The sequence below is a fragment of the Bacillus sp. VT 712 genome, from assembly GCF_001614195.1.
In the GTDB taxonomy this organism is placed as follows: Bacteria; Bacillota; Bacilli; order Bacillales; family Bacillaceae_H; genus Priestia; species Priestia flexa.
The window spans coordinates 1-11466 of sequence record NZ_LWBK01000083.1 but is presented as its reverse complement, the minus strand read 5'-3'; the positions used below and the strand labels follow the sequence as shown (position 1 = coordinate 11466).

Sequence of the window (11466 nt, the reverse complement as noted above, 5' to 3'; positions counted from 1 at the left end):
ACCACTAAAAGGTTGGCCATACCATGTTGGAGGACACGGACCATATGGATTAAAGTACCAAAGAGCATATTTCGCTGGGTAATCTCTCCAATATTCCAAATTCTTTCTTGCTAATCTTCTTTCAGATTCTCTTGCTCGTTGATAAAACATATTGCCTTTTTGCACAGCTTCAAAGGAGTAATTTCCCCCTTGTACTTGAAAAATAACATCTTCAATGGTCCTTACATCCTTGAAATCCGCACAATCAGCTACAGCACGGTTTACAATCACGTTTCCAACATATAGCATCCCCTGTACTCCTTCACCTTCAGCCTCTGCTCTCATCATCCTTGCCATTAAATCAACGTCTGCATCTCGGTAAGCGACTCTTGCCATTTTTCCACCTCCAAAATACAGTATGAAAAAAAGCAATATTCATGTCTCTTTTTTACAATTTGTTAGGATAAGAGCACATCAATTTTCTTGGTGAATATAAACTTTAGTCTTCATCAATCAGGCGCTTTAATGAAGTAACTAAAGCCTAATTTTTCACTTATAACACCGAGAAATTAGACTTTTTATATTTTGATTTCCTTAACGTTGTAAATCCGCACTTTCCTGACGCTACCCCTTCTATTGCTAGTTTTAGTTTTGAATAAGAAGTTGGCCTCATTAAAATACCGTAAGACAGTAAATCTTTAAACTCCTCCATCTGATCACCTTCCCATATTCATATTTTATTGGATATCAGCAAATAAATGACTATGCATACTATATACAAAATAAGTTTACATAATACCTCTTTCCGGAACACATGAAAAAAACGATCCCTTGGTGCACAAGGGATCGTTTATATTTCGTTTTTCTTGTTTATACATAATTTTATACATTGTTGATTTAACAACGTTTCTAAAATAAAAAATACCACACTCTCTGTATAAAAAAGAGTCATTTTATACAATATAAACATCATATTAAGTAAAAATCTCTATTGTATTTATTCTTAATTCTTACTCTTTCTAAAGTAAAAGAATAGATTTACAATACATAGAATTACAATTATAAAAAATAGATATGTAGATACAGAATCTCCAGATAAATTTAAATCATCTACAATGCTTCCTTCTACAAAAAGAGTAATTCCTGAAATAAGCACACTAATCACTGAAATACTAAAAACAGAGAAAGTATTTACTAACTTTCGTTTATTATTTTGTAAAATTGCTATAAACAAAAGAATGAGTAAAACTATAAATGTGATAAAAATCGGCCTTAAATAATCAAAAGTTGTAAAATGGTCCATAATATACCTCCTTGTACTTGTGTTATTTTACTCTAATATCAAAAAAAAGCATAGCCATTATAGGTATGCTTTTTTAACGATTTATTTAATAAAACAATTATTAAGGATTACATTTTGCAAGAACTGTTTTATTGTAACCAACATTAGGTCTACTTGGTTCTAAATTCCAAGGAGTTTTTGTTCCTTTTGCTACATAATAATGACAATCGTATTGGTTCTTTATTGATCCTTCATTTTTCCATTTTGAACTTGAAGAAAATTTACTTTTTACTTTAGCCCAACTGTCCTTATTAAGAGCTGCATTAGCATTAGGCTGACTGTGGTTTGACCATAAAATTGCTTTTGGTTTTAAGCTTAATGAAATTACCTTATCTCTTGTAATCCAAGAACCACTAGAAAAATAATCTGAAAAACTTTTAGAAGCAGCAGCAGTTACAAGTTTAACAGTCTGACTAGTACCATTATAATCCACAGTTTGTTGTAGAGTGTCTCCGTTTTTAATAACTGTAGTAATGTCAACATTCTTTAACTCTTTACCTGATTCAGACAATGCTAACGTAGGCATTATAACTGCAATTGATTCTCCATCTTTATCGTAAACTAATGCAGAACCATCAGTTTTTCCTTCATCATCTTTTACTAATTCAATATGTTCTCCATTTTTAAAATCAAAAGGTGTTTCATAAACAACTTTTTCATTATTTGGTTCAGTTGTTACTGTTTGCTCAATACCATTATCAAGCTTTTTTACATCTACATTTAATTCCTCATTAGTTACCCCTGAAGCTTTTGATACATTAAATTTAGATGTATCTTCCAATGTTTTACCTACCTTAATATCAGTACCATCATAAGTTGAGAAAGAAGTAAAATCTTTTTCAGAAGCAGATACTACATTTCCAAAATTCAATAGACTTCCTACAAGTGAACCTACAAATAATACTTTCAATGCTCTTTTTTTCATAAAATTCCCCTTATATACCATTTTTTTATGTAAACAACACCTATAAAATTCTACTATTTATTGATAATTTTGTAAACTACTTCTTTTATATTCTATTCTATTAGAATTCATATTAAGATTGAAACAATAAGACAATACAAAAAAACAAGGGATAGATTTTCCCTTGTTTTTTTTAAAAATCACCTGCCAAAAAGTTTAGCAAAAAAACTTTTCTTTTCTTCTTGAGCAGCAGCAATTAACTTCTGAGTTTGCTGCATTTCTCTGAGAGAGTCAGTTAAAGACTTATCTCTTTCTTCAAGACGAGAAAGTATATATTTTTCTTGTTGATCTAAACGCTCTAATAAATTTTGATTAAATTTATCTTGTTTTTTCATGTATGCTTCTTGTGTCTTAATATGTTCCATAAGCTTGTTTATTGTTTCTTCAGAACGCTCTAGAGAACGCTGTTCTTCATTATTTTCTTCTCGAACGGATAGCGTTCGATCTTCGAACGTACCCTTACCAAACCTTGATACTATAATATCCGCCGCGTTATCCATTGGCATATTAGTCTCTTTTAATAAAGCTTGAAACTTCTTCAAAGCAACAAGATCATGTTCTGTAAAAAGACGTTGGTTCCTATGATTTCTAATAAACATATATCCTTTTTTTTCTAAAGATATACACCATTTTCTTGCTGTACTTTCCGATACATCTAACAAAGAATTAACTTCTTTAGGAGTATAAGCCTTATCAGTTTTATCCACGCTTTATCCCTCCGTGATCACGGCGTTACAATTACCGTTCTCTATTTTAAAATAAAATTTATTAAAGATATAATACTAAACTTTAATAAAAATTGAAACTTGATAAATCAATACGTTCGAAACTAGAACGGTACCCGTCCTTCAAAATATATAGAAAGGAACCGCGTTCCTATATAGCGTTCTCTTTTAAAAAGTAAAACAGATACAAATTTCATCTAATAGCTAATCCGCCTTAAGGCGGTCTTTTAGCCTTTATGGCTAATTTTTTGAACGAAAAAAAGTATAAAAAGACCCTTGCAATTCTATCAGCGAATTGCTACTAAACAATAGTGATAATAGAGAGAAAGTTTAAAAAGAGGGTTAAACCGTTGATATGACTGGGTTTGATGCACTTTTTAAGGTGTGCGGAATTCCTCTCATTATGGCACTAAAATGAGAGGAATTCCGCACACCTTAAAAAGTGCAATTAATAAAAAAAGATCGTATCAAATATGATACGATCTAAAAAATCAGTTTAAAAAAATCTAGCAGGTAATGTTACCTTTTTACCGTTCTGATCTTTAAGTTTTTTTAAAGAATGTTGAAACAATCTCATTGTTAACTTATCTAACTTAACTTCATTTTTTCGTGGAGCACAAATCATAATATAAGGATTTACAATCCACGTTCTAGGGCTTACAGTACGTCCATTTTCAGATACTTGACCTGCGCCTTCGGGATTAAGTAAAATTTCTTTTTGTTTCAAAGAATTCATAATTTCGGATGTTTGTCTACGGGATTTCCCAATCATTTCAGCAATTTCTGAAACTGTTGCTGCCTTTGGAAGTTCAAAGTCATCTTCAACAACATTTTTTTGTTTCTTTTTAAATTTATCCTCTCTGCAAATGATTACATTGCTTTTAAATTCTAAGTACGCTTGAATCCTAAAAAGAAAGTCCCCTTCGGCTTGATTAAGATAACCAATTCTATTTAACAAATCTAAATTTCTATGCATAGTTTGATTAAACGGCTCCCCTGCAAAAGGATCTTTACTAGTTCCAACAAAGTGATCTTCACCAGTAAGTTCCTTTAATTGATCTAATAAAGATTTTTTTAGTTCTTCTGCTTTTAACCTGGATTCTCGATCCTTTTCAAAATCTCTTTTTCTAGCATTTTGTTCTGCTTTATCTAAACTACTTCTCAAGCTATCTTCTTTTTTCATTACAATTCCCCCAATTTTTAACTGGAAGAAATTAATCTGTTTGTGTTAAAATACACTTACACACATTCAACAAAAAGAGTTAATCTTTCTTACAGGTTAATTCCTTCATAGTTTTTAAGAGAAGTCCTCGCAGTCGACCAAAACTTGAGGGCTTTTCTTATGTCTAATTTTCTACCAAATCTTTCATAAATGCAACCCTAATTCGACTCTATTCGCTGTTTTAACGCTTCAAGCAGCTTATCATCCACTCGTTTAGGCTTGTACCCCATCCTGTCTATTAAGAGACCCTCTATGAGCTTCATACGAGCCGTATAAAGGCGATATTCGCTTTCTCCGAACTCTATTACACTTTTATCAATCTCAGCCCCTTCTGGCGCTTTCTGAACCGTTCTCATCAAATTATAGCTTTTTGAACGCTCTTCTCGTACTAAACGAAGCAAGATTAACAAATCATATGTGTGAAAACTTTGAAGCTCCTAGAATGACAAAGCTGAATCTTGTAAACTCACATATTCTTTAAGTTGAGGACGCTTTACGTGTAAAGGTGCTCCACAAACAGAACATGCTTCCTCCATTCGATTATTATCTGAATCACAATATAAACATTTCATCATAGGCTCCGACGGATCCTTATTCTTCAGAAACAGCTACTTCAGCTGCTGCTTTCTTTTTTTCTTTTACAACCATATCATGATGCAAAATCTTCTCTTTATTTTTCCCTACATAAGATTGCAATGCCTTCGCAATCTTTTCAGCTTCTTCTTCACTTTGAATCTCAAAGTATTTCTCGAAGATCGCGCCGACTTGAATAAGTCGTCTTGTTCTCTCTTTTCTCTCTTTTTCTTTTTTACGCGCTTCAACTTGTTGTTTCTTCGCTTTCATCTTCTCAATTTTCTCTTCTAACTCCTGGAGAATTTCCTCATCTGTTCGCTTCTTCGGCATCCATTATCATCTCCTTTTTCTGTTCTCTAATGTTTGTATCGATTATATCAAAAATTGAGATAAATTGGTATCCTTAGCATGGATTTTCTCACCAGGATATGGTATAATTCCCTTAGATCGAAGAGATAAGGGCGCACTTATACATCGTACCGATGTGTGCGGTTCCTTCGGAACGAAAAGACAAAACCAAAGACCCATTCGCCTAGATGGCGAATTTCATAAAACCTGTTTGCCTATCGGCAAAGATGAAAGCACCATCTGACACCTTTGGTGTTCATGATGATGCTTTCATCAAAAACCTTGATTAGCGCACTTTGTGCTCTCATCAACTTATTCCAAAAACAAAAATCCATTTAAAAGAAAGGAGGAAAGAATCATGGCTATTTACCATCTGTCGATGCAAATTATCAGCCGTTCAAAAGGCCAATCGGCTATTGCTGCAGCTGCTTATCGCAGTGGCGAAAAACTACATGATGAACGCACAGATGAACAAAAGTTTTATGCTCGTAATGTACAACCGGAAACCATGATTCTAACTCCTTCCAATGCGCCAGAATGGATGAAAGATCGGAACCGTTTATGGAATGAAGTTGAAAAAGTAGAGAAGCGCAAAGACTCGCAATTAGCACGCGAATTAAACATTGCGTTACCAATTGAACTGAATCATGACCAACAAAAAGAACTCATTAAGTCTTTTACACGAAATGAATTTGTTCAAAAAGGAATGGTAGCTGATATTGCTATTCATCGCGATGACAAAAATAATCCTCATGCTCACATCATGTTAACGATGAGAAATCTTGATCAGGATGGCTTTGGGAAGAAGAATCGTGACTGGAACGCTGATTTTGCGAACGCTAAAGAAAACCATCGTGGGTACGTTAAAAACAGCGAAGGCTGCTTATCTATTCGTGAGGAATGGGCGAACTATGCCAATCAAGCATTAGAACAAGCCCAAAGTAAAGAGCGTATTACGCACCTTTCTCATGAAAAGCGTGGACTTGAAGTTCTTCCAACTATTCACTTAGGGCATGTAGCTCATGACATGGAGAAGAAAGGGAAACAAAGCCAGCGCGGCCAAATAAACCGAGAGCGCCAAGAGTATAACCAAGTCGTTATAGACCTACAGGATTACCGCCGCCAAAAAGAGGCTCATCTACAAAAAATGAAAGAAAAAGAGAAGCAATTTAGCTTCTCTACAGATGTTGAGAAAACGCAGATTCAAAAGGCTGCATCTCTTTTAAACCAAGAAGTCGTTTCCTTAGAAAGTATCTACAAACGCCATGAAGAACTACGCAAAATGAGCAATCGTCATGACCCAATTGAACGACATTTCCATGTTCAACAACAACAGTTTCTTAACGTCAGTAATTCTTATGACCGTGTGAAGGCTTTGGAGCATGATATTAAGCAGAATGAAGAGAAAGTAGATGAACTCAAGGGATCACTCAATCCGTTTAAACTAAAAGAAAATAATATGATGAAACGTCGTTACCTTGATAAAATCTCTGATTTAGAAGGCAATAAAGCAAACTATGAAAGCAGCATCAAAGAATATAAAGAATCCCTTCGTTTTTCAAATGAAGAAGAATTCTACCAACGCTATCAAGAGTTTTCTCAACAAAAAGAAAATCGCCTTCATCAAATCAACTATGAGAAACAACAGATTCGAGTCGAAACAAAAACGTTGTTACAAGCAGAAGAAGCCGTTAAAATGGCTAAAATTCGTGAAGTAAGCTCACATTATCCCGATTTAAAAACAGCTGGAACATACTTGAGCTATGACAATGCCTTAAAACTAGAGAAACATATAGATATGGCCAAAAAGACGCCAGTCACATTAGAAGTCATTGAAAAAGCGATTGGAAATCAAAAAGATGAGTTGTACAAACTAAAGAAAAATGTAAAAATCTTTGAAACAGAAAGAGATTATTTAAGTACCATGAAGAATCAAGTTACGAACCTTGAAAAAACGGAAAAAGAACTTGATCAACTAAGTAGTAGTCCTGGTGAGACAGCTAAACGATTGGTTTCGAAAAAAGCACGACAACATTACGAAGAATTACAGCATGAAGCCGATCATTACCGAGAGAACCTTAAAGAAAAAGGATATAAAGGACCGGATGATTTAGAGAAGCGACAAGGCGAAATTAGAGAGCTTGAGAAAAATGTAATCCCCAATATAGAAAAGCAAATAAACACCAAGGAACAAGTCATAGGAACGATCTCAGGCATTCTTGATGCCATTCAGCAAGCTACTCGTAGCGAAGAGCAAGCACAACAAAAGCAGCAGCAACAGCTTAGAAGATTTAAAAGTAGCTCCATAAATAAACCCAAAGATCAAGGTCATGACTTTTCTCGTTAAAAAGACAACTAATTGCCTTAAGGCAATTTAATCAACTTAAAGTTGTTATTCTCTAATATAACATTGACCATCTTTTTCAAATGAACTTAAAAGAGATGGTCAATTACCTATTAAAAAGGTTTTTATAGTTCGATTTACTCTATGCTTTTAATCTCTTCATCTCTAGGATTAATATCTTCAAAGCCTTCAATACATAAAACAACACTTTCTATTGCCATAATATTTAAACATAGAAAGTTATTAATCAAAAGTGTATAGCAATTTTTAATATTTTCTTTCGCTAAATAGCATGTAGAGTCACTTATAGTTAGTTTACATTCAATTTTTGATTTTTCTGTTACACACATATAAACAGAAATAATATCTTTAAAGGGGATTTCACATAAGAAAACCCCACCATTTTTTTTCTTAAATTCTACAAGAAATACTCCTTCTATTAAAATATTAATTTTTCTTAATGTCACCCACTTTTCATGTATTAAAATTACTTTATTCTTGAATTTTGTTTTATCTGAAATTTCTTTGCATTTTACTTGACTTTCATCTAAATAGCATATTGGTTGACATGAAAAATCAATTTCTGTAGTTGGAATTTCGTAATGTATTTGAATAGAAAACCTTCCTTTATATGCTGTTTCTGTATCATTAATAATAGAGATGCTACTAATATTACTAAAAGTAAAATTAAAAGTACCTTTATAAATGGGAAATTGTTTTTCATCTTTTTCGCCTTTATTGACACTTAATAATAATTTATTGGTACTACATTCAGTAATAGTTAGACTAAGTGTACAAGAAATACTTTCCATATTGATTGTTTTCCACAGACTATAAAGGGAAGGTTTAAACTCTGCAATAGAAAATTCTTGACAAAACACATCATGAACGGATGCTTTTTCTAGAATACTTTCTCTCATTTTTAACTCTATAGGTTTTTGAACCCAATCACATATTTTATCAGCAGAAATAGCTAATTCTTCTCTATTTGATATATAGTATTTGTCCACCTTTATCCCTCATTTAAATTCATATAATTACTTATTTATCTTTTATACATATTGTAAAAATAAATTAAAAATGAAAATAATTAAGCACCAATATCGTCAATAAAACATCTAATATTTCAAGTGAACATTTGAAAAAACGAGGTGAATTTAAAATGTCTTGCAATTCAGATTATAATTCAACTATTTTAGGTAACTGTTTTAGAGGAAATGACTATGTAAAAGACCAATTATGTTGCCAATTCAGTATAGCTGCAGGAGCAGATGAAACAATATATGAGGCAATTAATGAAACAGTTATAGCTTCTTTCATTTTGAAAAATTCAGGTACGTTTCCTTTTGATGTGACAGCAACCAATTCTTCAGGTACTACGGTATTAACTGAAACGTTAGCTCCAGGTCAATGTTTAATGAGAACTATTGACAATTTAGGAGCTATTTCTATAGCAGGACCTGTAGACCCTGCCGGTCCTGCTAAGGGAGAACTTGATATTGTAGTTAGATATCAATTAGACTCATAAAAAAATGCTTATGGTTGTCAAAACCATAAGCATTTTTTTATGAGTCATCAATCACATATACAATTTGATCCCGAACAAGATTTACAAATAACTGTTAATACTTGATTACTAAACGTGATTTTACCACAACTAAAAGTGATAAATGATTTATTCCTCAAAAAACATACACATTTTAAAATTTGAACTTCGAACACAATAGTAACAGTTTCATCAACATTGATATCAGGAAGTGAAATACCAGTCTCAGGATTTACTCCAGGTGTTGACACTCCGTTTATAACGACACTGTCATTAATAAAAACGCTACCTTCAGGTATTAAATCGGTAAATACAACATTATTAGCTGGAACTACACCTTCATTTGTAATAGTAATTGTATAAGTTAACGTATCTAAAATATCAGCCATTGTAGTATTAACCCTTTTTTGAACATCTAATACAGCATCGCCTTGATCAATTTGAACTCCTAAAGCATTTGGCATATACGCATCACCAGTAGATGTATATCTAAATGTTGCAATCATTTCATTGTTACCTAGATAATTTGTAGCGTCTACATTAGTTATATCCCACCCTTGACGTCCAGCAGATATATTAGTGGCTGTTATAGGGTTCTGATTACGGTCTCCAAAAGTACCTGTAGTATCTAAATTTCCACTATCGTTATTAATTTGAGATCCAAAAAAATTATTAGATGGATTTCTTGGACCAGACAGATTTGTTAAAGAAAGTGCTGTAGGACCAAATAATGCCTGGTCACCTGTAATATTAGCATCACCTTCTTGAGCACTTATTAAGATTCTTGTGTTAACAGGACCAGAAGGTGGAGTCATAAAACCTACAATAGGAACATCAATGATAGGATTAGCAGGACTGATTACTAAACCATTCGTTCCAATATATAAGTACATTGATCTATTAGGCAATTGACTGTTTTCATAAATTACTGCTAAAGTCCACCCTGCATGATTTGTATCAGCTGTAGAAGCCTGTAATGGATCTAAAAGTCCTGGAACCCCTGCGACAGAATATGTTCCAGCACCACTATTTTGAACAATAGCAGTTACATTAGCAGAACGATTATAAAACCCTCTTGTAACAGGTGGATTTCCAGAAGTAAATGTTTCCTGATTTTGTGTCAGAGGGTCTGGATTTATACTAAAAGAATTATTATTCGAATCAACGAAAGTAACTGGATTGTTAATTAAAGCTATAATATTCTGATCACGAGATAAGTAATTACCACCCCAGATCAGTTCAGCGTAAAGTACATTACTGTTGTTAGGTATGACCAAATTTGCTGCAGAACTATTTTGATTAATATTAAGAGTTGTTCCAACTGGAAAAGTAGGGACTTGAAGCGCATTGTTAAGTGTAGTGAATGCACCAATGCTTCCTTGAACTCCTGCTCTGTTTTGATTTAATAACTGACTAAGACCTAAAGTATTACCTGTAAAAGTCATAGCACCACATGCCAAAATTGAAAAACGATTAATTATAGGCATAAACCTGTCTTCTCCTATTCTAAAAAGATAACGTTGCTTCGAACGTTCCTGTGCAGAAGTCTTCCCCATTATCATTATCTGGGCCACATACCACAGTGATTAAAGAAAGCGAAAATACTTGAACTACTAAAGAACTCTGAGCAGAAACAACATAAGTATTTTCACCTGAACTATCTGTAATAGATACATTCATGACACAATCTATACTTGTATTAACAATTGCAATTATTCCATTGGCTAGAGAAGTATTAACAACATTTGATGTAGTGTATATAGTAGTTCTAGTTAAGCCATCACAAGGGCTTCTAAAAGGAACACACTTTTTAGCTATAAACATTTGATTATTACTGCACTTGTTTAATATCCCTTCATATCCGTTTTTACATATACACATTTTAGATTCTCCTTTTCTCCTTACTATAAAGATATGGAGAATAGCATTTATTGTGTGAAAAATGGGTATTTACAAACTATAAAGATAGGAAAATCAATGAATATTATATAGGGGATTATAATTAACATAATCATGTTTATAGACACTGAAAAAAGGATCTTCCAGTAAGAAGATCCTTTTTTTGCTGCTAAAAGTTTTAGTTTTTAAAAATATTCGAATCTTTTCCTCAACGAATATAAACGCTTTCACATGTTCCAGGCGCTGGTTCATAAAAACAATGTTGTTTAAATTGACCACTAAAAGGTTGGCCATACCATGTTGGAGGACACGGACCATATGGATTAAAGTACCAAAGAGCATATTTCGCTGGGTAATCTCTCCAATATTCCAAATTCTTTCTTGCTAATCTTCTTTCAGATTCTCTTGCTCGTTGATAAAACATATTGCCTTTTTGCACAGCTTCAAAGGAGTAATTTCCCCCTTGTACTTGAAAAATAACATCTTCAATGGTCCTTACATCCTTGAAATCCGCACAATCAGCT

14 protein-coding genes are annotated in these 11466 nt (G+C 33.1%); 2 read left to right on the top strand and 12 right to left on the bottom strand.

Features of this window, described 5'->3' with window-relative positions; genetic code table 11:
• The 8 genes from A2U94_RS19980 to A2U94_RS19950 form a co-directional block, all read right to left on the bottom strand.
• The coding region (locus A2U94_RS19980; protein ID WP_062954812.1) for a cell wall hydrolase at positions 1–375 on the bottom strand (375 nt) is incomplete at its 3' end.
• 157 nt (positions 376–532) lie between these two features.
• Positions 533–691 (bottom strand): hypothetical protein, encoded by a 159-nt coding sequence (locus tag A2U94_RS21390; RefSeq protein WP_156482320.1) that lies wholly within the window; start codon positions 689–691, stop codon positions 533–535.
• Between the two features lie 291 nt (positions 692–982).
• Entirely contained in the window at positions 983–1282 is a 300-nt protein-coding gene (locus tag A2U94_RS19975; protein WP_025908113.1) for a hypothetical protein, read from the bottom strand.
• Positions 1283–1382: 100 nt separating this feature from the next.
• Positions 1383–2246 carry a DUF2599 domain-containing protein gene (locus A2U94_RS20995; RefSeq protein WP_025908114.1) on the bottom strand — a complete coding sequence of 288 codons (864 nt, stop codon included), beginning with the start codon at positions 2244–2246 and terminating at the stop codon, positions 1383–1385.
• 179 nt (positions 2247–2425) lie between these two features.
• Entirely contained in the window at positions 2426–2992 is a 567-nt protein-coding gene (locus A2U94_RS19965) for a DUF3967 domain-containing protein (protein WP_062954811.1), read from the bottom strand.
• A 514-nt stretch (positions 2993–3506) separates the two neighbouring features.
• Positions 3507–4193 (bottom strand): hypothetical protein, encoded by a 687-nt coding sequence (locus A2U94_RS19960; RefSeq protein ID WP_025908116.1) that lies wholly within the window; start codon positions 4191–4193, stop codon positions 3507–3509.
• A gap of 197 nt (positions 4194–4390) precedes the next feature.
• Entirely contained in the window at positions 4391–4633 is a 243-nt protein-coding gene (locus tag A2U94_RS22045) for a hypothetical protein (RefSeq protein WP_231882794.1), read from the bottom strand.
• Between the two features lie 190 nt (positions 4634–4823).
• Positions 4824–5135: a hypothetical protein gene (locus A2U94_RS19950; protein ID WP_025908117.1), complete on the bottom strand. Its 312-nt coding sequence runs from the start codon at positions 5133–5135 to the stop codon at positions 4824–4826.
• Positions 5136–5511: 376 nt separating this feature from the next.
• Here A2U94_RS19950 and mobQ point away from each other — a divergent pair, with 376 nt between their 5' ends.
• Positions 5512–7500 carry a MobQ family relaxase gene (gene mobQ / locus A2U94_RS19945; protein WP_062954810.1) on the top strand — a complete coding sequence of 663 codons (1989 nt, stop codon included), beginning with the start codon at positions 5512–5514 and terminating at the stop codon, positions 7498–7500.
• 134 nt (positions 7501–7634) lie between these two features.
• Here mobQ and A2U94_RS19940 read toward each other — a convergent pair whose 3' ends face one another.
• Positions 7635–8507, bottom strand: coding sequence for an S-Ena type endospore appendage (locus A2U94_RS19940; protein ID WP_025908108.1), 873 nt, complete (start codon positions 8505–8507; stop codon positions 7635–7637).
• Between the two features lie 152 nt (positions 8508–8659).
• Between A2U94_RS19940 and A2U94_RS19935 the strand changes: the two genes are divergently transcribed.
• Entirely contained in the window at positions 8660–9025 is a 366-nt protein-coding gene (locus A2U94_RS19935; RefSeq protein WP_025908109.1) for an S-Ena type endospore appendage, read from the top strand.
• A 47-nt stretch (positions 9026–9072) separates the two neighbouring features.
• On the opposite strand, the gene A2U94_RS19930 is transcribed toward A2U94_RS19935, so the two are convergent.
• The 3 genes from A2U94_RS19930 to A2U94_RS19920 form a co-directional block, all read right to left on the bottom strand.
• Positions 9073–10530, bottom strand: a complete 1458-nt coding sequence (locus A2U94_RS19930) for a DUF11 domain-containing protein (RefSeq protein ID WP_025908110.1) — start codon at positions 10528–10530, stop codon at positions 9073–9075.
• 19 nt (positions 10531–10549) lie between these two features.
• Positions 10550–10924: an S-Ena type endospore appendage gene (locus tag A2U94_RS19925; protein ID WP_025908111.1), complete on the bottom strand. Its 375-nt coding sequence runs from the start codon at positions 10922–10924 to the stop codon at positions 10550–10552.
• Between the two features lie 226 nt (positions 10925–11150).
• On the bottom strand, positions 11151–11466 hold a 316-nt coding region (locus A2U94_RS19920), incomplete at its 5' end, for a cell wall hydrolase (protein WP_062954809.1).

Excerpts from the sequence above, each read along its gene's own strand:
- A2U94_RS21390 (WP_156482320.1), bottom strand. The coding sequence starts at position 691 with ATGGAGGAGTTTAAAGATTTACTGTCTTACGGTATTTTAATGAGGCCA.
- A2U94_RS19975 (WP_025908113.1), bottom strand. The coding sequence starts at position 1,282 with ATGGACCATTTTACAACTTTTGATTATTTAAGGCCGATTTTTATCACA.
- A2U94_RS20995 (WP_025908114.1), bottom strand. The coding sequence starts at position 2,246 with ATGAAAAAAAGAGCATTGAAAGTATTATTTGTAGGTTCACTTGTAGGA.
- A2U94_RS19960 (WP_025908116.1), bottom strand. The coding sequence starts at position 4,193 with ATGAAAAAAGAAGATAGCTTGAGAAGTAGTTTAGATAAAGCAGAACAA.
- A2U94_RS19950 (WP_025908117.1), bottom strand. The coding sequence starts at position 5,135 with ATGCCGAAGAAGCGAACAGATGAGGAAATTCTCCAGGAGTTAGAAGAG.
- mobQ (WP_062954810.1), top strand. The coding sequence starts at position 5,512 with ATGGCTATTTACCATCTGTCGATGCAAATTATCAGCCGTTCAAAAGGC.
- A2U94_RS19935 (WP_025908109.1), top strand. The coding sequence starts at position 8,660 with ATGTCTTGCAATTCAGATTATAATTCAACTATTTTAGGTAACTGTTTT.
- A2U94_RS19930 (WP_025908110.1), bottom strand. The coding sequence starts at position 10,530 with ATGCCTATAATTAATCGTTTTTCAATTTTGGCATGTGGTGCTATGACT.
- A2U94_RS19925 (WP_025908111.1), bottom strand. The coding sequence starts at position 10,924 with ATGTGTATATGTAAAAACGGATATGAAGGGATATTAAACAAGTGCAGT.